Below are 22527 nucleotides of genomic sequence, written 5' to 3'. Positions count from 1 at the left end.
CGTTTCGTGACTGTTCGCTTGAAGCGTGTCGGTGTCGCAAAGCCGCTGCGCACTTTTGCGCGACATGCTTCAGCCGACCAGCGCCTGCAGATTGAAGTAGTGGAGATTGTCCCGCGCCAGCGCCAGGTCCTGCTCGCTATCGATCTCGTAGGCGATCACTTCATGGGTGCGGATCGGCAGGAACTGCCTCAGATGCTCATAGACCGCCGTATTGCCGATATCGGCGAAATAATCGACCGGCAGCCAGGCGATGTTGGCCCATTCGTATTCGGTCGGGTCGTCGCGGCGGAAGCTTACGGCAAGGCCGTCCTCGCGCGTCAGGAACACGGCGTCGCGGGTCTTGGTCTTGGTGATGCCGAGCTGCGCCACGCCGGGTTCGCAGGAGGCGAGGAAGGCTGCGAAGCTTTCCGGCTCGACCAGCATGTCGCCATCCATGAACAGGCAATCGCCCTTGATATAGCGGCCGCCGAGCTCGTAGCTGTGCAGCGTCGTCGTGCTGCGGAAGCCGGGGTTGCGCACGACGAGCACATCCGGGCGGATGGCGCGGATCGCCGCGATGACGGCCTTTTCCTCGAAGCCGACGATGACGCGGACATCCTCGACATCCTTCAGCAGCGACAGCAGATGCTTGATGATCTTGACGCCTTCGATCTCGACCAGGCACTTCGGCTTGCCATGACCCAAGCGCGAGCCGAGGCCGGCCGCCGCGATTACAGCGTGTTTAACAGACGGCATAGCGACTTCCCATCGAGAGCGACATAGTTGGACACGGAGACCAGTGCATCGGGCGCGCCATGCAGGCCGGTGAAGGCGATGCCGATATCGGCGACGTCGAAGAGCGGCACGTCGTTGAAGCCGTCGCCGATGGCGACGAGGCGGTCGAACTCGTCCTTCAGCTCAAGGCCGGCGACGTTCTTGCGCATGACCGTGTCGAGGCCGGTGATCCAGCCGTCCTCGGTCGTGGCTGTCGAGGTGTAGAAGCGGCAGCCGAGGCGCTCGACCAGCGGCGCGATCCAGAGATCGAGATTGCCCGTGACGACGAAGCAGCGATCGCGGTTTTCGCGGATGAACTGCTCGATATCGGGATCGAACTCGACCTCGGAGACGATCGACTGGATGCGATCGAGGCCGGCGCTGCGCAGGATGGCGAAGCGCAGGCGGAAAGAATCCTCGAAGGGGATCATGCCCGACATGGTGAGCTCGGTCAGGAGCCGCATTTCGGCTTCGAGGCCAAGCTCGGAGGCGATCATCGGCAGCAGTTCGGCGCGGGTGATCGTGCCATCGAGATCGAAGGCGAAGCCGGTGCCACGCTTGTGGCCGGGAACGGCACCCGTGTCGTTGGCGGCGGGCAGTGTCAATGCATGCTGTTGCGCGCGGTACATGCTCAGGACCTCGACGTCTGTATATCGGCTGCGATGGAATCAAGAATGATGCTGGAGGCCGGCTCGGTGCGCGGGAGCAGCACCTTCAGAAGCTCCTCGCGCTCCTTCACCAGCTTCCAGGCCTTGCCGTCCCTGTAATCGAGCGCCACCTGACGCAGCTGATTGAAGGTTTCGACGCGGTGGGCGGCGCGTTCGGCAAGCCGGCCCAGCGCGTTGAAGGCGGCGTGGACGCCGGAATCGATGAAGATCAGCGGCTTCTCGAAGAGATGATATTCGGTGAGGAAGGAAACGCCGTCGGTGATCATCAGATCCGACGCATCGAACAGCTCGCCATAGGTGCCTTCACGAATGGCGCAGTTCGGCAGTGCCGACCAGGCATCGAGATAGCGCTGATAGGAATTATCGTGGAAGAGACCGCTCTGCTCGGCGCCGAAGGCAAGTGCGGGATGCGGCTTCAGCACGAACTGGATATCCTTGGCGGAGCGCGCCCAATCCAGCATCTGCTTGTAGATTTTATGGAAGACACCAAAGCCGAAGCCATTGACGGCCAGCGAATGGTGCGGCGCCCAGACGACGCGGAAGCTGCGCCCGTTCGGCTCGGCGATCGGCCATTCGCCTTTGCCCTTGGCCTCCATCAGCTTGTTGAGCTTGGGGTAGCCCGTCAGCACGAACTTGTCCGGATCGGAATGCGCGAAGGAGCGGTAATAGGACTGCGTCATCTCCGTCTCGCAGAAAACCTTCCAGGCGAGGCGGTGATACTGCTGGTCGTAATTGTCGCTATAGGCCTCGTCGTCTTCGCTTTTGGCATCCGGGTTGGCGAGCACGCCCATGCCATAAGGCACGACGCAGATCCGGGCAAAGGTGATCTCCATCGTTCTCAGGCCATGCGGAACCGGAGAATCCCACTGCTGCTGGCGGAAGACCACGTCTGGCATCAGATTTCGCACGATATCCAGCCCGTCGAAGGAGTGCATGTCGAGGCGGATGTGCGGGACGCCCAGCGCATTCAGCCCAGCATGCACCTCATCCTCGCCCGAGAACTCCGCCACGCCGAGCTGGCTGTTGTCGATCGAGACGACCATGGGGTGATAGCGATCGTCCTCGGTCATGGCCCAGTAGACATCGGCCAGCGCATCCCACATCGGGATCGACTGGACAATGAAGACGCAACGGATCTTCGGTGTCGCGGGGCCAAGGCGGCGCAGCGTCAGATGGCTGACCTGCTTCAAGACGTGCATGCCGACGCCGAGGCTGCCGAGGCGTGCGTCGAACTTGGTTAGCACTTCCTTGGTGAGCGGCACCTTGTCGTGATTGTTCAACTCGATCGCCGTCTTGACGATCTCGTTCATCTGCTGCGGCAGGGCCGTGAGCTGGGAATGGAATGTCTGCAGCAGCTTGGCTATTTCGAACTGGACCGAGCCCTGCGTATCGATGCGCTGGGTCAACTCTTCGACTTGCGCCTTCAACGATGCCAATTCGGCAAGGGTCTCGGCCGAAGAATTGCTTGGCTCGGTCTTGGGCATTCAGATCGCCTTCGTACTTTCAAGAACGGCATTCAGCCGAACGCAGGTCTGCTTCTTTATCCGCCAACCCTAGGGCGGCAAGCTTTCGCCAAACTGGCCTGAATGCCGGCTTTTCCACCTCCAACGGCCTTCGATCGGACCAGCGCATTTATAAGATTTTTATATTGGCGGCTTTTCCCGCGTCTCGAACCTTAATGCGCTTCGGCCGCATATTGATGGCCGGGTGATCGCAAGATCTTGCCCGAGACACCAGGGACAAGCGCATGGCCCACCGGCCGGCGCCGCGTCTCCATTTCGAAACAATTCAAGGAGTGATGGTCGATGATCGACATCGTTCTGCTCGGCATCACGATCTTATTCTTCGTGCTGTGCCTCGCCTACACCAAAGTTTGCGACAGCCTCTAGCGGGAGAAACACAGTGATATTCGACTATGTCCTCAGCGGTGCCGTGACCGTGTTCCTCACCGTCTACCTCACCTATGCCCTCATCCGCCCTGAGCGATTCTGATCTCTCATAGCGCCGGGTATTGAAAGTTAATCAAGATGACCCTCAACGGATGGCTTCAGATCCTGCTTTACTGCGGGATCGTTCTCGCGCTCGTCAAACCGCTCGGCGGCTACATGACGCGTGTCTTTTCGGGCGAGCGCACGCTTCTCTCACCCGTCCTCGTTCCCATCGAACGGGGACTTTACGCATTGTCGGGCACCAGCGAGCGCGAAGAGCAGCACTGGACGACCTATGCAGTCTCGATGCTCGCCTTCAATCTCTTGGGCGCGCTGGTGCTCTATGCGCTGCTGCGCCTGCAGGCGGTACTGCCTTATAACCCGGCCGGCATGGCCGCAGTCGGGCCTGAGCTCTCCTTCAACACCGCCGTCAGCTTTGTCAGCAACACCAACTGGCAGAACTACGGCGGCGAAAGCACGATGTCCTATCTGACGCAGATGGCAGGACTGACCGTGCAGAACTTCGTCTCGGCGGCGACGGGCATTGCCATCGCGCTTGCCTTCATCCGGGCGTTTTCGCGTGCATCCGGCAAGGCGGTCGGTAATTTCTGGGTCGATATGGTGAGAGCGACCTTCTACATCCTCCTGCCGATCTGCATCGTCATGACCCTTGTCTTCGTCGCACTCGGTGTGCCGCAGACGCTTGGCGCCTATGTCGAGGCCACCACGCTCGAAGGCGCCAAGCAGACGATCGCGGTCGGCCCCGTTGCCTCGCAGCTGGCGATCAAAATGCTGGGCACCAATGGCGGCGGCTTCTTCAACGCCAATTCCGCGCATCCGTTCGAAAACCCGGATGCGATCTCCAACCTGATCCAGATGGTGGCGATCTTCGCGATCGGTGCCTCGCTCACCAACGTCTTCGGCCGCATGGTCGGCAACCAGAAGCAGGGCTGGGCGATCCTCGCTAGCATGTTCGTACTTTTCCTCATCGGCGTCGGCGTCACCTACTGGGCAGAAGCGGCCGGCAATCCGCTGATGCATGCCTTCGGCCTTGAAGGCGGCAACATGGAAGGCAAGGAAGTGCGCTTCGGCATCACGCTCTCCTCGCTCTTCGCCGTCATTACCACGGCAGCGTCGTGCGGCGCGGTCAATGCCATGCACGGCTCGTTCACGGCGCTCGGCGGCCTGATCCCGCTCATCAACATGCAGCTTGGCGAAGTGATCGTCGGCGGTGTCGGCGCGGGCTTCTACGGCATCCTGCTCTTCGTCATCATCGCCATCTTCGTGGCCGGCCTGATGGTCGGGCGCACGCCGGAATATCTCGGCAAGAAGATCGAGGCGAAGGAGATGAAGATGGCGGTGCTTGCCATCCTCTGCCTGCCGTTGACGATGCTGGTGTTCACGGCGATCGCAAGCGTGCTGCCTTCGGCCGTCGCCTTGGTCGGCACGGCTGGACCGCACGGCTTCTCGGAAATCCTCTACGCCTATTCGTCCGCCGCCGCCAACAACGGCTCGGCCTTCGGCGGGCTGACGGGGAACACGCCCTGGTACAACGTGACGCTCGGCATCGCGATGCTGGCCGGCCGTTTCCTGGTCATCATCCCGGCTCTCGCAATCGCCGGTTCGCTGGCGGCCAAGAAGACGGTTCCGGCCTCGAACGGCACCTTCCCCACGGACGGTCCGCTGTTCGTCGGACTTCTGACGGGCACCATCGTCATCGTCGGCGGCCTGACCTTCTTCCCGGCGCTGGCGCTCGGTCCCGTCATCGAGCACCTGATGATGATCTCGGGCCAGACGTTCTGAGGGCATGACCATGCTGATCCGCCACTTCAGGCGCCACAAGCTCCCTGCCCGTTCCGGTCTTCCGGGGCGGGCGGTGGGGCACAGGCCAGGCCGGTCGCTCAAGGCGTCGGACACCATCTTGATCATGCTGGCGGCGCTGCTCGTGGCGGCCGCCCTCTACAAACTGATTTTCGGCTGACCGGCTAACCGGTCGCCCCATCCCCGTCTCAAACGCTGGAGTTCTCTTATGAGCCAGGCAAAATCCGTGAGCATCCTCGATGCCCGCATTCTCATTCCGGCCTTCGGCGCGGCTTTCAAGAAGCTGAACCCGAAAGCGCTTGCCAAGAACCCGGTGATGTTCGTCGTCGCCACGGTTTCTGTTCTGACCACCGTGCTATTCATCCGCGATCTCGTGACCGGCGGCAGCAATCTCGGCTTCTCGTTCCAGATCAACCTGTGGCTCTGGTTCACGGTGCTGTTTGCCAATTTCGCCGAAGCGGTCGCGGAAGGCCGCGGCAAGGCGCAGGCCGATTCTCTGCGTAAGGCGCGCACCGAAACCCAGGCCAAGTTGCTGACCGCCAACAATGGCAGCGGCTATCGCATGGTGCCGGGTACCAGCCTGAAGGTGGGCGATCTCGTGCTGGTCGAGGCGGGAGATATCATCCCCTCCGACGGCGAAGTGATCGAAGGCGTGGCCTCGGTCAACGAGGCGGCGATCACCGGTGAGTCCGCGCCCGTCATCCGTGAATCGGGTGGCGACCGCTCGGCTGTCACGGGCGGCACGCAGGTGCTGTCTGACTGGATCCGCGTGCGTATCACGGCTGCGGCCGGCTCGACCTTCATCGACCGGATGATCGCGCTCGTCGAAGGCGCCGAGCGGCAGAAGACGCCGAACGAGATCGCGCTCAACATCCTGCTTGCCGGCATGACGCTGATCTTCGTGCTCGCCACCGCGACGATTCCGAGCTTTGCGGCCTATGCCGGCGGCTCGATCCCGATCATCGTGCTCGTCGCACTGTTCGTGACGCTCATTCCGACGACGATCGGCGCGCTTCTCTCGGCTATCGGCATTGCCGGCATGGACCGCCTCGTGCGCTTCAACGTGCTTGCCATGTCGGGCCGCGCGGTGGAGGCAGCCGGCGACGTCGACATTCTGCTCCTCGACAAGACCGGCACCATCACGCTCGGCAATCGCCAGGCGACCGCGTTCCGCCCGGTGCGCGGGGTCAGCGAGCAGGAACTGGCCGATGCGGCACAGCTCGCCTCGCTTGCCGACGAGACGCCCGAGGGTCGCTCGATCGTGGTGCTCGCGAAGGAGAAATACGCGATCCGCGGCCGCGACATGACGAGCCTGAAGGCCACCTTCGTGCCCTTCACAGCGCAGACCCGCATGAGCGGCGTCGATGTCGAGGGATCGTCGATCCGCAAGGGTGCCGTCGATGCAGTGCTCTCCTATGTCGACGGTGGCTCCGCCATCGCTTCGGGCAATACGGCGATCGCGCTACGCTCGAATTCCGACACGGTGCGCGAGTTGCAGGCCATTGCCGACGAGATCGCCAAGGCGGGCGGCACGCCGCTTGCCGTTGCCCGCGACGGACGCCTGCTCGGCGTCATCCAGCTGAAGGATATCGTCAAGGGCGGCATCCGCGAGCGTTTCGCGGAACTGCGTCGCATGGGTATCCGTACCGTGATGGTGACCGGCGACAATCCCATGACGGCGGCGGCAATCGCAGCCGAAGCCGGCGTCGACGATTTTCTGGCGCAGGCGACCCCTGAGAACAAGCTGGCGCTGATTCGCGAGGAGCAGGCCAAGGGTAAGCTGGTCGCCATGTGCGGCGACGGCACCAACGATGCGCCGGCGCTGGCGCAATCGGATGTCGGCGTCGCCATGAACACCGGCACCGTGGCCGCCCGCGAAGCCGGCAACATGGTCGATCTCGACAGCGACCCGACGAAGCTCATCGAGATCGTCGAGATCGGCAAGCAGCTCCTGATGACGCGCGGCGCGCTGACCACTTTCTCGATTGCCAACGACGTGGCCAAATATTTTGCGATCATCCCGGCGATGTTCCTGACCTTCTATCCGCAGCTGACGGCGCTCAACGTCATGGGCCTGTCGACGCCGCAGAGCGCCATTCTCTCGGCGATCATCTTCAATGCGTTGATCATCATCGCGCTGATCCCGCTGTCGCTGCGCGGCGTGCGTTACCGGCCGATCGGCGCCGGCGCGCTGCTGTCCCGCAACCTGTTGATCTACGGCCTGGGCGGCATCGTCGTTCCGTTCGTCGCCATCAAGGCGATCGACATGGCGATCACCGCCATCGGCCTCGTCTAAGGAGTTATGTCCATGCTCAAGCAACTTCGTCCCGCGATCGTGATGATCGTCGCCACTACCGCCATCACCGGCCTCGTCTATCCGCTCGCCATGACGGGCGCGGCACAAGCGCTGTTTCCCGCCCAGGCGAATGGCAGCCTGATCGAGAAGGACGGCAAGGTCATCGGCTCGTCGCTGATCGGCCAGGCCTTCACCGGCGAGCAGTATTTCCACGGTCGCCCGTCGGCCGCCGGCGACGGCTACAATGCGGCAAGCTCCAGCGGCTCCAACCTCGGCCCGACCAGCAGCAAGCTGATCGACCGGGTGAAGGCCGACTACGAGGCCGCCAAGGCAGCCAACCCGAACGCGCCCGTACCGGCCGATCTGGTCACTGCGTCGGGCAGCGGTCTCGATCCGCACATCTCGCCGGATGCCGCCTACTTCCAGGTGCCGCGTGTGGCCAAGGCGCGCGGTCTGGACGAGGCCAAGGTGAAGGCACTGGTGGATGGCGCCGTGGAGGGTCGGGAGCTTGGCTTTCTCGGGGAGCCTGTGGTCAATGTTCTCAAGTTGAACCAGAGGCTTGATGCTTCTATGAGTGAGTGAAACGTCTCGGGAGTGGCCCCCTCATCCGACCCTTCGGGCCACCTTCTCCCCGTGGGGGAGAAGGGAACGAGCCGCAACGTCGCGCCCCCTCCTCTCCCCTCGGGGAGAGGGTGGCCGAGCGTAGCGGAGGCCGGGTGCAACAAGTTGCACCTGGGATGAGGGGCCAGTCCGCCGACCGCCAGGAAAGAACAACACCGCATGCCAGACGACAACCGCGAACAGGCCGGACGGCCCTCGCCCGAGGCGCTTCTTGAAAAAGCGCGGGCGGAGACGCGTGGGCGGTTGAAGATCTTTCTGGGGGCAGCGCCCGGCGTCGGGAAGACTTATGAGATGCTGGCCTCCGGGCGCGCGAAGATCGCCGATGGGGTCGATGTGGTGGTTGGTGTCGTCGAGACGCATGGCCGCAAGGAGACGCAGGCGATGCTTGCGGGCTTCGAGATCGTGCCGCGCGTGGCGGTCGACTACCGGGGCCGGCGGCTGGAGGAGATGGATATCGACGCCATCATCGCCCGCAAGCCTGACCTCGTGCTGGTCGATGAACTCGCCCACAGCAATGCCGAGGGCAGCCGGCATCCGAAGCGCTATCTCGACGTCAAGGAGCTGCTCGATCGCGGCATCGACGTCTATTCGACGCTGAATATCCAGCATGTCGAGAGCCTGAACGACGTGGTCTCGCAGATCACTCGCATCAGGGTGCGCGAGACGGTGCCGGACAAGGTGATCGACATGGCCGACGATGTCGAGATCATCGATCTCACGCCCGACGACCTGATCAAGCGTCTTCATGACGGCAAGGTCTACATGGCCAATACCGCCGAGCGGGCGCTGACCAACTATTTCACGCCGGGCAACCTGACGGCGCTGCGCGAACTGGCGCTGCGGCGCACGGCGCAGCGGGTGGACGACCAGCTTTTGAACCACATGCAGGCGCATGCGATATCGGGCCCGTGGGCGGCAAGCGAGCGCGTGCTGGTGTCGGTCGATCACCATCCGGCCTCGGCGTCGCTGGTGCGCTACGCCGCGCGCATGGCCTCGCGGCTGAGGGCGCCGTGGGCCGCCGTCTATGTCGAGACCAACCGCTCGATCAATCTCAGCGAGGCCGAACGCGACACGCTGGCCGCCAATCTCAGGCTGGCCGAACAGCTCGGCGGCGAGGCGATCACCGTTCCCGGGCGCGAGACCTCGGAAGAGCTGATCCGCTACGCCGCCTCCAACAACGTCACCCACATCGTGATCGGCGCGCCGAAGCAGCCGACATGGCGGGAGTGGTTCTCACCATCTGCCGCCGACCGTCTGATCCGCAAGGCTGGCGATATCAGCGTTCACGTCATTTCGGGCGACGAGCAGAAGACTGGCGCGCAACGCGGCGTCAAGGCGGCGGCGGCGCGACCAGCCTTCGATCTCAGAGCCTATCTGCTGGCAATCGTCTATGTGGCGATCGCGCTTGTCGCCGGCATCGTGCTTGACCAGGTGCTCGACGTGCGCAATCTGGCGCTGGTGTTCCTGATGGCGGTGCTGACCTCGGCGGTGCTGCACGGGCTACGGCCGGCGCTGTTTTCCTGCCTGCTCGGCGCCTTCGCCTTCAACTTCTTCTTCCTGCCGCCGCGCTACACGCTGACGATCAGCGATCCTGAGAGCGTGCTGGCGCTGTTTTTCTTCCTCGGCGTGGCGATCGTCGCGAGCAACCTGACGGCAACCGTGCAGCGGCAGGCCTCGGCAGCGCGGCAGCGGGCGCGCACAACCGAGGATCTCTATCTCTTCTCGAAGAAGCTGGCGGGTACCGGCACGCTTGACGACGTGCTCTGGGCGACGGCCTTCCAGCTGGCCTCGATGCTGCGGGTGTGGGTCGTGCTGCTTTTGCCCGAGAACGGGACGATCGCCGTCAGGGCCGGCTATCCGCCTGATGATACGCTTGACGATGCCGACATCGCAGCCGCGCGCTGGGCGTGGGAGCACAACCACGCCGCCGGGCGCGGCGCCGATACCCTGCCGGGCGCCAAGCGGCTCTATGTGCCGCTGCGCACCGGACGCGCCGCCGTCGGCGTGATCGGGCTCGACAGCGACCGCCGCGACGGGCCGCTTCTGACGCCGGAGCAGCAGAGATTGCTCGACGCTCTGGCCGATCAGGCGGCACTGGCGATCGAGCGCATCCAGTTGGTGGCCGACGTCGACCAGGCGAAGCTCGCCGCCGAGGCCGACCGACTGCGCTCGGCGCTGCTGACCTCGATTTCGCACGACCTGAAGACGCCGCTTGCCGCCGTGCTCGGCGCCTCCACCACGCTGCGCGATTATTTCGCCTCGATGAGCGAGGAGGACCGCAAGGACCTGCTTTCGACCGTGGTGGACGAATCCGAGCGGCTGAACCGCTTCATCGCCAACCTGCTCGATATGACCCGGATCGAATCCGGGGCGATGGAGCCGAATTCGGCGCTGCACGATGTCGGCGATATCGTTGGCAGCGCGTTGCGCCGCGCGGCCAAGATCCTGTCGCATCACGGCGTGCATGTGACCATTCCGGCGGACCTGCCGACTGTGCGGGTCGATCCCGTCCTCTTCGAACAGGTGCTGTTCAATCTCATCGACAATGCCGCAAAATACGCGCCTGAGGGTTCGACCGTCGAGATCAAGGGCTGGACCGGGACAGGCGATGTGATGGTGCAGGTCGCCGACAGCGGGCCGGGCATTCCTGATAATGATCTCGACCGCGTGTTCGACACTTTCTACCGGGTGCGCAAGGGCGACCAGGTGCGGGCCGGCACCGGGCTTGGCCTGTCCATCTGCCGCGGTTTCGTCGAGGCGATGGGCGGCACCATCACTGCCGCAAACCGGCCCGACCGATCGGGCGCGGTCTTCACCATCAGGCTGCCTCGCCCTCAAGAGATCACGAATGACATCACGAAGCTGGAAGATATGAAATGACCGGTTCGCCCGTGAAGATCCTCGTCGTCGACGACGAGCCCCCTATCCGCAAGCTTTTGCGCGTCGGCCTGACGGCGCAGGGATATGAGGTGCATGAGGCGCCGGATGCGGCGACCGCGCGCGCGCTTGCAGGCGAGGTCGGCCCCGATCTCATCGTGCTCGACCTCGGCCTTCCCGACACACCGGGCCACGCTCTGCTCGGCGAATGGCGCGAACAGGGGCTGACCACCCCCGTCGTGATCCTCTCCAGCCGCACCGATGAAGGCGGGATCGTCAAGGCGCTGGAGACGGGCGCGGACGATTATGTGACCAAGCCATTCGGCATGAACGAACTCGGCGCCCGCATCCGCGTGGCGCTGCGCCACCGGCTGCAGCAGCAGGGCGAAAAGGCGGTGTTTCGCACCGGCGGGCTGTCGATCGACCTCGTCAAGCGGATCGTCAAGGTCGACGAGCGCGAGATCAAGCTGTCGCCGAAGGAGTACGACATCCTGCGCGTGCTGGCGCAATATTCCGGCAAAGTGCTGACCCATCAATTCATGCTGAAGCAGATCTGGGGACCGGCGGCGGATGTGCAGTATCTGCGCGTCTATGTGCGCCAGCTGAGACAGAAGATCGAGGCCACGCCAGACCAGCCGCAATACATCACCACGGAAACCGGCGTCGGCTACCGGCTGCGCGAGGCCGACCTGCCTGCAACCGAAAGTGCTTCACCGGAGGGCCGATGAGGGATAGAGCAGTGATCGGTTGAAAAAGACGAATGGACCGCATCATGACCGATACCGTTACCGACCGCTTCCTGCGCTATGTCGTCATCGACACGCAATCCGACCCGCAATCGCCGAGCCAGCCCTCCACCGAGAAGCAGAAGAACCTCGGGCGCGTGCTGGTCGAGGAATTGCTGGCGATCGGCCTTTCGGACGCGCATCTGGACGAGCACGGCTATATCTATGCGACCATTCCCGCCAATACGGACAAGCAGGTGCCCGTCATCTGCTTCTGCTCGCATATGGACACGGCGCCCGATTTCAGCGGCACCAACGTCAAGCCGCAGATCCTGCGCGGCTACGAGGGCGGCGATATCCGGCTGACGGGCGATCCGCAGCAGGTGATCCGCGTGAGCGAGCATCCGGAGCTGAAGAACCAGATCGGCAACGACATCATCACAACCGACGGGACGACGCTGCTTGGCGCCGACGACAAGGCGGGGATCGCCGAGATCATGACGGCGGCGCAGTTCCTTGTCGCCAATCCCGATATCAAGCACGGCACGATCAAGATCCTGTTCACGCCGGACGAAGAGATCGGCCGCGGCGTCGACAAGGTGGACCTGAAGAAGCTCGGCGCCGATTTCGCCTACACGATGGATGGCTCGACGGCGGGGCATATCGAAGACGAGACGTTTTCGGCGGACGGCGTCGAGATCACCATCCAGGGCGTTGCGATCCATCCGGGCTTTGCCAAGGGCAAGATGGAAAACGCCATCAAAATAGCCGGCGCGATCATCGACCGGCTGCCGAGGGATATCGGCCCCGAGACGACAGCGGGCCGGCAGGGCTTCATCCATCCGACCGGCGTGACCGGCGCGATGGAGAAGGCCGAGATCGGGCTGATCATCCGCGATTTCGACAATGCGGGACTGACGACCAAGGAAGAGATGCTGGAAGCGATCGTAAAGGACGTGATGTCGGGCTATCCGGGCTCGACCTACACGTTCGAGGTCAAGCAGCAGTATCGCAACATGAAGGAAGTGGTCGATCGCCACCCCGATATCGTCGAGAACGCCATCGAGGGAATCCGTCGCGCCGGGATGGAGCCGAAGCGCGGCAGCATTCGCGGCGGCACCGACGGCTCGCGCCTCTCCTTCATGGGCCTGCCCTGCCCCAACATCTTCGCCGGCGGCCATGCGTTTCATTCGCCGCTCGAATGGGTAAGCCGTCAGGATATGGAGCGGGCGGCCAAGACGATCGTCGAGATTGCCAGAGTTTGGGAGGAGCGGGCGTAAGCGCCAGCGCACCAATCTCGCATCAACGAAAAATGCCGGACGTCACCGCCCGGCATTTTTTTATCCCCGCAGACCCGGCGCTTCCTGACCGGTGCGCTCGACGTACTCTGTATAGCCGCCGCCATACTGGTGGATGCCGTCGGGCGTCAGTTCCAGCACGCGGTTCGACAGCGCCGCCAGGAAGTGGCGGTCGTGGCTGACGAAGAGCATGGTGCCCTCGTATTGCGACAGGGCCTTGATCAGCATTTCCTTGGTGTCGAGATCCAGGTGGTTGGTCGGCTCGTCGAGGACGAGCAGGTTTGGCGGGTCGAACAGCATCTTGGCCATGACCAGACGCGCCTTTTCACCACCGGAGAGAACCCGGCACTTCTTTTCGACGTCGTCGCCGGAAAAACCGAAGCAGCCGGCGAGCGCGCGCAGCGGTGCCTGCCCGGCAAGCGGAAAACTATCTTCCAGCCATTCGAGAACCGTGCGTTCACCATCGAGCAGGTCCATGGCGTGCTGGGCGAAATAGCCGAGCTTGACGCTGGCGCCGAGCGCAACCGTGCCCTGATCCGGCTCGGTCGAGCCCGTGACCAGCTTCAGCAGCGTCGACTTTCCGGCGCCGTTGATGCCCATGATGCACCAGCGCTCCTTGCGGCGAACCATGAAGTCGAGGCCTTCATAGATCGTGCGGCTGCCGTACTTCTTGTGGACGTTCTTCAGGTTGATCACGTCTTCGCCGGAGCGCGGCGCGGGAAGGAACTCGAAGGCGACCGACTGGCGGCGCTTGGGCGGCTCTACGCGGTCGATCTTTTCCAGCTTCTTGACGCGGCTCTGCACCTGCGAGGCGTGTGAGGCGCGCGCCTTGAAGCGTTCGATGAACTTGATTTCCTTGGCAAGCATCGCCTGCTGGCGCTCGAACTGGGCCTGCTGCTGCTTCTCGTTCTGGGCGCGCTGCTGCTCGTAAAAGGCATAGTCGCCGGAATAGGAGGTGAGCTGGCCGCCATCGATCTCGATGATCTTGCCGACGATGCGGTTCATGAACTCGCGGTCGTGCGACGTCATCAAAAGCGCGCCGTCATAGTTCTTCAGGAACTCTTCCAGCCAGATCAGGCTTTCGAGATCCAGATGGTTGCTCGGTTCGTCGAGCAGCATGACATCAGGGCGCATCAACAGGATGCGGGCGAGCGCCACGCGCATCTTCCAGCCGCCTGAGAGGCCGCCGACATCGCCGTCCATCATTTCCTGGGTGAAGCTCAGGCCATCGAGCACTTCGCGGGCGCGGCCCTCGAGCGCGTAGCCATCCAGCTCCTCGTAGCGCGCCTGGACCTCGCCGTAGCGCTCGATGATGCGATCCATCTCGTCGAGCTTGTCGGGATCGACCATCTCGGCTTCGAGTTCGCGCAGCTCGGCGGCAACGACGCTGACGGGGCCGGCGCCTTCCATGACCTCGGCCACGGCGCTGCGGCCCGACATTTCGCCGACATCCTGGTTGAAGTAGCCGATCGTGACGCCCTTTTCGCCGGCGACATTGCCCTCATCGGGCTGCTCCTCGCCGGTGATCATGCGGAAGAGCGTCGTCTTGCCGGCGCCATTCGGGCCGACGAGGCCGATCTTCTCGCCCTTGTTGAGCGCCGCCGAGGCCTCGATGAAGAGGATGCGGTGGCTGTTCTGCTTGCTGATATTTTCGATGCGGATCATGGGAAGTGTGGTCCAAAACAGGTTTTCGGCGCCCTTATGCCACGCAACACCTGAGATGTCGCCCGTTTTCCGCAGTGCACCAAATGTTCAGGTTCGACCGTTTCCCTGTGGTGACAGCCGCGCGGGACTTCCAAACATCAGACGGCACTGATACGTTCCATATTTGTTCCCGAGTCGCGCTTTTGCCGCGACGCGTATGCTAGAGGCTGAAGAATAGATGCAGGCGGCGGCCTATCTCGAGAAACTGAACGAGCGGCAGCGTCTTGCCGTGGAGCATGGGGTCGGTCAGGGACCGGATACGACGGGCGGTCCGCTTCTGATCATCGCCGGCGCCGGATCGGGCAAGACCAACACGCTGGCGCACCGGGTGGCGCATCTGATCGTCAACGGCGCCGATCCGCGGCGCATCCTCTTGATGACCTTCTCGCGCAGAGCGGCGTCCGAGATGGCGCGACGCGTCGAGCGCATCTGCCGCCAGGTGCTCGGCGCCAAATCCGCCGTCATGACCGACGCGCTGACCTGGGCCGGCACCTTTCATGGGATCGGCGCGCGACTGCTCAGGATCTATGCCGAACAGATCGGCCTCAATGTCGATTTCACCATTCACGACCGGGAAGACAGCGCCGACCTGATGAACCTCATCCGGCACGAGCTTGGCTTCTCGAAGACCGAAAGCCGGTTTCCGACCAAGGGCACGTGTCTCGCGATCTATTCGCGCACGGTCAATTCCGAGACGCCGTTGAGCGAAGTCCTGAAGACCTGGTATCCGTGGGTGGCGACCTGGGAAGAGCAGCTGCGCGAGCTGTTTGCCTGCTATGTCGAGGCAAAGCAGGCGCAGAACGTGCTCGATTACGACGACCTATTGCTCTACTGGGCGCAGATGGTGAGCGATCCGGAACTGGCAGCCGATATCGGTGGGCGTTTCGACCATGTGATGGTCGACGAGTACCAGGACACCAACCGGCTGCAGTCTTCCGTGCTGATGGCATTGAAGCCCGGCGGGCGGGGCTTAACCGTGGTCGGCGACGACGCGCAATCCATTTACTCCTTCCGGGCGGCGACGATCCGCAACATTCTCGACTTCCCGAAAACCTTCGAGCCACCGGCCGATATCATCACGCTCGACCGCAACTATCGTTCGACGACGACGATCCTTGCCGCCGCCAATGGTGTCATCGAACTGGCGCGCGAGCGCTTCACCAAGAATCTCTGGACCGACCGGCAATCCGAAGAGCGGCCGAAGCTGCTCACCGTCAAGGACGAGAACGAGCAGGCGAACTACATCGTCGAACAGGTGCTGGCGAACCGCGAAGTGGGGATGACGCTGAAGCAGCAGGCAGTGCTGTTTCGCACCTCCTCGCACAGCGGCCCGCTCGAAGTGGAGCTGACACGGCGCAACATCCCCTTCGTCAAGTTCGGCGGGCTGAAGTTCCTGGATTCGGCACATGTGAAGGACATGCTGGCGATCCTGCGCTTCGCGCAGAACCCGCGCGACCGGGTCTCCGGCTTCCGCCTGTTGAAGATGCTGCCGGGGATCGGGCCGCAGACGGCGGGCAAGATCCTCGACACGATCGCCGCCGACCCCGAACCGCTGATGGCGCTCGCCGAAATCCCGCCGCCGGCCAAGACCGGTGAGAGCTGGCCGGCGCTGGTGCAGCTGCTGGAAGGATTGCGCAAGGCGAACGGGCCGTGGCCGGCCGAGATCGCGCAGGCGCGCGAATGGTACGAGCCGCATCTCGACCGCATCCACGAGGACGCCGACACCCGCAAGGCCGATCTGCTGCAGCTCGAGCAGATCGCGTCGGGCTATGCCAATCGCGAGCGTTTCCTCACCGAGCTGACGCTCGATCCGCCCGACGCCACCAGCGACCAGGCCGGCGTGCCGCTGCTCGACGAGGATTATCTGATCCTCTCCACCATCCATTCGGCCAAGGGGCAGGAATGGCGGGCGGTGTTCATGCTCAACGTCGTCGACGGCTGCATCCCCTCCGACCTCGCCGTCGGCACGACGCAGGAGATCGAAGAGGAGCGCCGCCTGCTCTATGTGGGCATGACGCGCGCCAAGGACAGCCTGACGCTGATCACCCCGCAACGCTTCTTCACCAGCGGCCAACACGGCCAGGGCGACCGGCATGTCTATGCGTCGCGCACGCGGTTCATTCCGGTGACGCTGCTGCAATATTTCGAGACGGCTGCATGGCCGGTTGTGGTCGCGACGCCTTCGGAACGGAGTACGCAGCAGATAAGGGTGGATGTGGCGGCGCGGATGCGGACGATGTGGCGGTAGGGTGTGTGGGGGTTGTTGAGGGTGGGCAGCTGGCGTTGTGCCTGAAGCCCCCTCATCCGGCTGCCGCCACCTTCTCCCCGCAGGGGAGAAGAGACTCGTGGTGGGCCGCCTGCGCCGACCTCCCCTTCGCCCCAACGGGGAGAAGGTGGCCCGAAGGGTCGGATGAGGGGGCTCCGGGTGCTGAGTCTGCCAGTTAAATATTTGATGTCGTTTGGATTTGGCGTTTTTCCGTGTGTTACCCCCTCTGCCCTGCCGGGCATCTCCCCCACAGGTGGGGAGATTGGCTGGGCTTACCCGCTCGCTCTTACCTCAACATTTGGCGTAAACCTCTCCGCGAGTCGATCTCCCCCCTTGTGGGGGAGATTTCCGACAGGACAGAGGGGGTGCCACACGGCACACCGCCAACGTCCGCTCATCAGAAGTAGGCCCACTCAAACCGCCAACCGCGTCCTCACATCCCCCGCCAACGCCCTCATCCGCTCCATCGACGCATGGCCGATCAGCATGAAGGCGTGGGTCTTATCCGACCAGTAGACAACGTTCATGCCCTTGCGGCTTTCGACGTCGGGCGGCTGGGGGCCGTCGTCGGAGCGGACGATGCAGAGGGCCAAGGGGCCTGTCTCGGGATCGAGGTAAGCGAGCTGGGCGAGTGGCTGGTCGTCATATTGCAGGAGCAGTGCCCGCTTGAAATCGACGCCCTGAAGCGCGATCGCTTCCGGCGAGAGGCGCAGGCCGAGCCTTGCTTCGACGGCTGACAGCTGATCTGCCTGCGACGCAAGCGAGGGGACCGGGCCGGCCAGCGTTTCGGGCGTGTAGAGTGCGATGTAATCGGCGACCGTGGCGCGCCATTCGCTGCTTTCATCGGTTGCGGCGAGCTGTCGGCTCAGGCCGATGAAGGCGCGGTCGGCGATGACGCCAGCCACGAGGCAGGCGGCGAGCGCGCCGAGGAAGCGACGGCGGCTGGGGGCCGGCGCTGCCGCGGGTGTGGCGGAGAGGCGCGCGAGGATGGCTTCGAGCTCGGCCTTCGGCGCCTGAGCGAGCAGCGGATCGAAGGCCTGCGCGAAGGGCAGACTGGCGCGCGACAGGAATTCGAGGCGGGCGGCCAGCTCGGCGTCCGTTTCCAGGAGTGCTTCCAGGCGCGCGGCCTCAGCGGGTTGCAGTTCGCCGTCAAGATAGGCGGTCAGTTCCTCGTCGGAGGGGATGGTGGTCTTGTCGGTCATCGTCCGCCCTCCTCTTTCAGATTGCCGGCCAGGGTCGCGCGGGCAGCGGCGAGCCGGCTCATGACGGTGCCGATCGGAATATCGAGCACGGCGGCCACCTCCTTGTAGGACAGGCCCTCGACATAGGCCAGGAAGACTGCGGCACGCTGCGCATCGGGCAGCGCGCCAACGAGACGAAGCACCTGAGCGGCCATGACATGCGCCTCCGTTTCGCGCGCGCCATCGACGACGAGCGCCTGCTCGGCATCGACGAAGCCCTGCCCTTCGCGGACCCGCCGCGAGCGGATTTCATTGAGCCAGATCGAATGAAGAATGGCAAACAGCCAGCGGTCGAGCCTTGTGCCCACTTGAAACTGCGTGGCCCTCTCAAGCGCGCGCACGCAGGTCTGCTGCACCAGATCGTCGGCCACGTCGCGGCGATGCGAGAGCACGAGACCATAGCGCCAGAGCCGCGACAGGTTTTCCGTCAGACCGCTCCTGATATCGGATTCGCTTGCGATTGCCGCCTCCGCCACGGGGTTTGCCGAAGACCGCACTGGGCGAGCCGGCGCGGTCTTGTTGGCGTGACTATAGGCAGGAAATGTCGTGTAGGCGACGACCATCGGCATGTTCCTCGTCACATTATCGGGTGTTCGCGCGCGCTAAAGCGTGTCGCGATCCTTCGGATTCGCTCGCCACGCTTTAAGTCTTTGTTTTGTCGCATGTCGGTGCCGCAAAACCGCTGCACACTTTTGCGCGACATGCTTTAGATCTTCGACGGATCGGTGATCGCTTCGTTGAGATCGCGATATTCCTCGCAAGACGTGCCGCACAGCGTCTTGATGGTGCCGAGCTGCTCCTTGGCAAGATCGATGCGACCCTTGATGACATAGGCTTCGCCGAGATATTCGCGGACCTTGGCATATTGCGGATCGAGCTGGACCGACTTCAGATAGTAGCCAATGCCTTCATCCGTGCGTCCGAGCTTACGCGTTGCGTAGCCGCGATAGTTCAGCGCCTCGGCGGTGTTCTGGTCCTTCAGCGTATCGAGCATGGCCAGCGCCTCATCGTAACGGCCGGCCTTGGCCAGCGAATAGGCGTATTCGGTACGGTTGTCGTCGGTGATGTTGGCGCCCGACTGCTTGACGCATTTCTGCGTCTTCTTGTCATAGACCTCACCCTTCTTGCAGGTCGGCGTGGTTGCGCCGCCGCTATCGTCGCCGCCGGCGGCGAAAACAGGCGCGGTGAACGCGAAGGCGGCGATCGCGCCGCTGATGAGGACGGATGCAATCCGGGAGGTTGCTGAGGTCATGATGTATCTCCTTCGGGACAAGACGGGTTGGTCTGGAAGACATGGTTGCGGCGAATGAACACCGCAGCCGGCGGGTTTATTCGGCGGATGTCCCGATTTTTCCGATCACCGTTTCGTGAGAGCCAGCGGCGAATAAAGCGCGGGCTGGCGTGTTTGCTCCGCGTGCGCCGGGGGACGAACAGGAGCATTTTCGTGAACGAGACCGTCAAACTACTCAGCCTCGCCACCGCGGCGCCACTGCATGTGATCACGCAGGAGGAAGCCGCGGAAACGTCGGCACGGCTGTTTTCCAGCCGGCTGAAGGACTTCGCGCATCTTGTGCCGGTCTTCGCCAACGCCGGCATCCGCACGCGACACGCCGCGCGGCCACTCTCATGGTTCACCGAGCCGCATGGCTGGGGAGACCGGATGCAGGCCTATCAGGACGAGGCACGAAGCCTGTTTCGGCGGACCGTCACGGCGGCGCTCGATCAGGCTGGCCTCAGGGGAGCCGATGTCGATTGCATCGTCACTGTCTCTTCCACCGGTATCGCGACGCCGAGCCTCGATGCGCAGCTGGCATCGGAGATCGGGTTTCGGACGGATGTCGAGCGCCTGCCGGTATTCGGCCTCGGCTGCGCGGCCGGCGTTTCGGGCTTTGCGATCGCGGCGCGGCTTGCCAAGGCGCGACCCGGCGCGACCGTGCTCTTCGTTTCGATCGAGCTCTGCACGCTTGCCTTCCGGCTCGACGAGTTGACGCGGGCAAACATCATCGCCACGGCGCTGTTCGGCGATGGCGCGGCGGCCTGCATCTTGCGGGCTGGGCCGGAGGGGCTTGCCGCTGTCGAATCCACCGGCGAGCACCTGTTTCCCGATACGCTGGGGATCATGGGCTGGAAGATCGACGATACCGGCTTCGGGATCGTGCTGGCGCAATCCTTGCCGCCCTTTGCGGAGAAGGAGTTGGGGCCGGCGATCGACGGCATTCTTGATCGCAACGGGTTGAGGCGCGCGGATATCGACCGCTTCATCTGCCATCCCGGCGGGGCACGCGTTCTGGCGGCGCTGGAGACGGCCTTGTCGATCCCGTCCTCGGCGCTCGACCATGAGCGGGCGGTGCTGGAGGAATACGGCAACATGTCGTCACCGACGGTGCTGTTCGTGCTTGAGCGGGTGCTGCGTGAGGGATTGCCCAAGCGGGCGGCGATGATTGCGATGGGGCCGGGATTTTCGGCCAGCTGCGTGACGTTGACGAGGGCCTGACCATGTGGCCATCGATCCTTATCCTCGGCTTCGTGACGCTGCAGCGGCTGGCGGAGCTTGTCATCGCCCGCCGCAACACCCGCGCGCTTATGGCGCGCGGCGCCCGCGAGATCGGCGCCGACCACTACCCTGTCATGGTGGCGCTGCATGCGAGCTGGCTGGCCGGGCTCTGGCTGCTTGCGCCGGGCCATCCGGTGCAGCGGATGTGGCTCGTGCTCTTCGTCGTGCTGCAGCTTGGTCGGCTCTGGGTTCTGGCTACGCTGAAGGGGCGATGGACGACGCGGATCATCGTGCTGCCGGGGGCGCCGCTCGTGCGCGAAGGGCCTTACCGGCTTTTCTCGCATCCGAATTACGCGGTTGTCATCGGCGAGATCGCGGTGCTGCCGCTTGTCTTCGGCATGCCGCTATTCGCCGCCATCTTCTCCATCTTGAACGGGCTGATGTTGTGGCTTCGCATCTCGGTGGAGAACCGCGCGCTGAAGGCGGCAATGTTTTTGAAATGAATGCGATTTTTCATTTGCACGCGGCTTGGCGGAGGGGCATTTTCCATGCCTAGACTATCGTGGGTTTCGTGGAAAAATGACGAAGAACGTAATCGTGCTTGGAGCCGGCATCGTCGGCGTATCGACAGCCATTCATCTGCAGCGGCGCGGACGCCAGGTGACATTGATCGATCGCAAGCCGCCGGGCAACGGCACATCCTTCGGCAATGCCGGATTGATCCAGCGTGAGGGCGTGGTCCCCTACGGCTTTCCGCAGCAGCTCGGGCTTCTCGTCCGCTACGCCTTCAACAACCGTATCGACGCGCATTATCACCTGAACGCGCTGCCTAGCCAGCTGTCGTTTCTGGCGCGCTACTGGTGGCACTCCAACACCAAGCGCCACCAGATGATCTCGAAGGCCTACGCGCCGCTGATCGCGCATTCGATCTCCGAGCACAACGACCTGATCGAGGCGGCCGGCGCCGAGCATCTGATCCGCAAGAACGGCTGGATCGAGGTGTTCCGCACCGGTGAAAAACGCGACGCGGAATTCGCCGAGGCCGAGCGGCTGCAGCGGGAATTCGGCGTCGGCTTCGACAAGCTGGATACCGGCGATCTGGCGCGGCTGGAGCCAGATCTCAATCTCGGCTTCGTCGGCGCGCTGAAGTGGCGCGATCCGTGGTCGGTCATCAATCCGCAGGCGTTGACGGCAAGCTATCTGCGCTATTTCGAAAGCATCGGCGGCCGCTTCATCACCGGGGATGCGAACTCCTTCGGAAAATTCGGCGCCGGCTGGAAGATCGCGACCGACGAAGGTCCCGTCGAAGCCGACGAAGCGGTGATGGCGCTGGGGCCATGGGCGGCGGTCGCGACGAAGCGGCTTGGCTATGCCTTCCCGCTCGGGGTCAAGCGCGGCTATCACATGCACTATTCGGCGAAAGGCAACGCGGTGCTCAACAACACCGTGGCCGATACGGAGCTCGGCTATCTGATGGCGCCGATGGAAACCGGCATCCGGCTGACGACGGGTGCTGAGTTCGCGGTGATCGACGCGCCAAAGACGCCGGTGCAGCTCGACCGCGCCGAAAAGGTGGCACGCGGCGTGTTTCCCCTCGGCGAGCGGCTCGATCCCGAACCCTGGATGGGCGCCCGCCCCTGCACGCCCGACATGATGCCCATCATCGGCAAGGCGCCGCGCCACGAGGGCCTGTGGTTCGCCTTCGGCCACGCGCATCACGGGCTGACGCTCGGGCCGGTGACCGGAAGGGCGCTGGCGGAGCAGATGACGGGCGAAAAGCCTTTCGTCGACATCTCCGCCTACTCGCCGCAGCGGTTCAATCCGTAAACGATCCG

At 63.6% G+C, this 22527-nt stretch carries 19 protein-coding genes and 1 pseudogene; 13 read left to right on the top strand and 7 right to left on the bottom strand.

Annotated features, from left to right (window positions below):
- Positions 1–69: 69 nt before the first annotated feature.
- Genes ACVTFQ_RS01835 through ACVTFQ_RS01825 form a run of 3 tightly spaced genes read right to left on the bottom strand, consistent with a single transcriptional unit; the run spans position 70 to position 2905 of the window.
- Entirely contained in the window at positions 70–735 is a 666-nt protein-coding gene (locus tag ACVTFQ_RS01835; protein WP_111561758.1) for an NTP transferase domain-containing protein, read from the bottom strand.
- Complete coding sequence (locus ACVTFQ_RS01830) at positions 711–1382, bottom strand: HAD-IB family phosphatase (protein ID WP_111561757.1); 672 nt, start codon at positions 1380–1382, stop codon at positions 711–713. The genes ACVTFQ_RS01835 and ACVTFQ_RS01830 overlap by 25 nt, the downstream gene beginning before the upstream one ends.
- A 2-nt stretch (positions 1383–1384) precedes the next feature.
- Positions 1385–2905, bottom strand: coding sequence for a CDP-glycerol glycerophosphotransferase family protein (locus tag ACVTFQ_RS01825; protein WP_111561756.1), 1521 nt, complete (start codon positions 2903–2905; stop codon positions 1385–1387).
- A gap of 418 nt (positions 2906–3323) precedes the next feature.
- Here ACVTFQ_RS01825 and ACVTFQ_RS01820 point away from each other — a divergent pair, with 418 nt between their 5' ends.
- The 9 genes and pseudogenes from ACVTFQ_RS01820 to pepT all read left to right on the top strand — a co-directional run bounded on the left by ACVTFQ_RS01820 (position 3324) and on the right by pepT (position 12969).
- Entirely contained in the window at positions 3324–3413 is a 90-nt protein-coding gene (locus ACVTFQ_RS01820; protein ID WP_111561755.1) for a K(+)-transporting ATPase subunit F, read from the top strand.
- A 35-nt stretch (positions 3414–3448) separates the two neighbouring features.
- Entirely contained in the window at positions 3449–5152 is a 1704-nt protein-coding gene (gene kdpA / locus ACVTFQ_RS01815; RefSeq protein WP_111561754.1) for a potassium-transporting ATPase subunit KdpA, read from the top strand.
- Positions 5153–5156: 4 nt separating this feature from the next.
- Positions 5157–5330 (top strand): hypothetical protein, encoded by a 174-nt coding sequence (locus ACVTFQ_RS01810; protein WP_162718075.1) that lies wholly within the window; start codon positions 5157–5159, stop codon positions 5328–5330.
- A 48-nt stretch (positions 5331–5378) separates the two neighbouring features.
- Positions 5379–7466 carry a potassium-transporting ATPase subunit KdpB gene (kdpB, locus tag ACVTFQ_RS01805; RefSeq protein WP_111561753.1) on the top strand — a complete coding sequence of 696 codons (2088 nt, stop codon included), beginning with the start codon at positions 5379–5381 and terminating at the stop codon, positions 7464–7466.
- Between the two features lie 12 nt (positions 7467–7478).
- The gene (gene kdpC, locus ACVTFQ_RS01800; RefSeq protein ID WP_111561752.1) at positions 7479–8048 is read left to right on the top strand and encodes a potassium-transporting ATPase subunit KdpC; all 570 of its coding nucleotides are present in this window, start codon (positions 7479–7481) and stop codon (positions 8046–8048) included.
- Between the two features lie 12 nt (positions 8049–8060).
- A pseudogene (locus ACVTFQ_RS01795) lies at positions 8061–8166 on the top strand (endonuclease domain-containing protein); the annotation flags it as partial.
- Between the two features lie 80 nt (positions 8167–8246).
- Positions 8247–10967, top strand: coding sequence for a sensor histidine kinase (locus tag ACVTFQ_RS01790; RefSeq protein WP_112950036.1), 2721 nt, complete (start codon positions 8247–8249; stop codon positions 10965–10967).
- Complete coding sequence (locus tag ACVTFQ_RS01785; RefSeq protein WP_111561750.1) at positions 10964–11692, top strand: response regulator transcription factor; 729 nt, start codon at positions 10964–10966, stop codon at positions 11690–11692. The genes ACVTFQ_RS01790 and ACVTFQ_RS01785 overlap by 4 nt, the downstream gene beginning before the upstream one ends.
- Before the next feature lie 44 nt (positions 11693–11736).
- Complete coding sequence (gene pepT, locus ACVTFQ_RS01780) at positions 11737–12969, top strand: peptidase T (RefSeq protein ID WP_470423662.1); 1233 nt, start codon at positions 11737–11739, stop codon at positions 12967–12969.
- A gap of 60 nt (positions 12970–13029) precedes the next feature.
- Here the strand turns inward: pepT and ACVTFQ_RS01775 are convergent, their stop codons facing one another.
- The gene (locus tag ACVTFQ_RS01775; RefSeq protein WP_018898513.1) at positions 13030–14652 is read right to left on the bottom strand and encodes an ABC-F family ATP-binding cassette domain-containing protein; all 1623 of its coding nucleotides are present in this window, start codon (positions 14650–14652) and stop codon (positions 13030–13032) included.
- Between the two features lie 217 nt (positions 14653–14869).
- On the opposite strand from ACVTFQ_RS01775, the gene ACVTFQ_RS01770 reads away from it, so the two are divergent.
- Positions 14870–16939: an ATP-dependent helicase gene (locus ACVTFQ_RS01770; RefSeq protein WP_111561749.1), complete on the top strand. Its 2070-nt coding sequence runs from the start codon at positions 14870–14872 to the stop codon at positions 16937–16939.
- Positions 16940–17370: 431 nt separating this feature from the next.
- Here ACVTFQ_RS01770 and ACVTFQ_RS01765 read toward each other — a convergent pair whose 3' ends face one another.
- The 3 genes from ACVTFQ_RS01765 to ACVTFQ_RS01755 form a co-directional block, all read right to left on the bottom strand.
- The gene (locus tag ACVTFQ_RS01765) at positions 17371–18159 is read right to left on the bottom strand and encodes an anti-sigma factor family protein (protein ID WP_111561746.1); all 789 of its coding nucleotides are present in this window, start codon (positions 18157–18159) and stop codon (positions 17371–17373) included.
- Complete coding sequence (locus tag ACVTFQ_RS01760; protein ID WP_111561745.1) at positions 18156–18761, bottom strand: RNA polymerase sigma factor; 606 nt, start codon at positions 18759–18761, stop codon at positions 18156–18158. The genes ACVTFQ_RS01765 and ACVTFQ_RS01760 overlap by 4 nt, the downstream gene beginning before the upstream one ends.
- A 143-nt stretch (positions 18762–18904) precedes the next feature.
- Entirely contained in the window at positions 18905–19450 is a 546-nt protein-coding gene (locus tag ACVTFQ_RS01755) for a tetratricopeptide repeat protein (RefSeq protein WP_047508277.1), read from the bottom strand.
- 192 nt (positions 19451–19642) lie between these two features.
- Between ACVTFQ_RS01755 and ACVTFQ_RS01750 the strand changes: the two genes are divergently transcribed.
- From ACVTFQ_RS01750 to ACVTFQ_RS01740, 3 genes are all read left to right on the top strand, one after another.
- Positions 19643–20692, top strand: a complete 1050-nt coding sequence (locus tag ACVTFQ_RS01750) for a type III polyketide synthase (RefSeq protein WP_111561744.1) — start codon at positions 19643–19645, stop codon at positions 20690–20692.
- Between the two features lie 2 nt (positions 20693–20694).
- Positions 20695–21195 (top strand): isoprenylcysteine carboxyl methyltransferase family protein, encoded by a 501-nt coding sequence (locus ACVTFQ_RS01745; RefSeq protein WP_112435979.1) that lies wholly within the window; start codon positions 20695–20697, stop codon positions 21193–21195.
- Positions 21196–21271: 76 nt separating this feature from the next.
- Positions 21272–22519, top strand: coding sequence for an NAD(P)/FAD-dependent oxidoreductase (locus tag ACVTFQ_RS01740; RefSeq protein WP_111561742.1), 1248 nt, complete (start codon positions 21272–21274; stop codon positions 22517–22519).
- The last annotated feature ends 8 nt before the right edge of the window (positions 22520–22527 follow it).

Source organism: Rhizobium sp. O111 (assembly GCF_055616315.1).
This window is presented reverse-complemented; position numbering and strand designations above follow the sequence as displayed.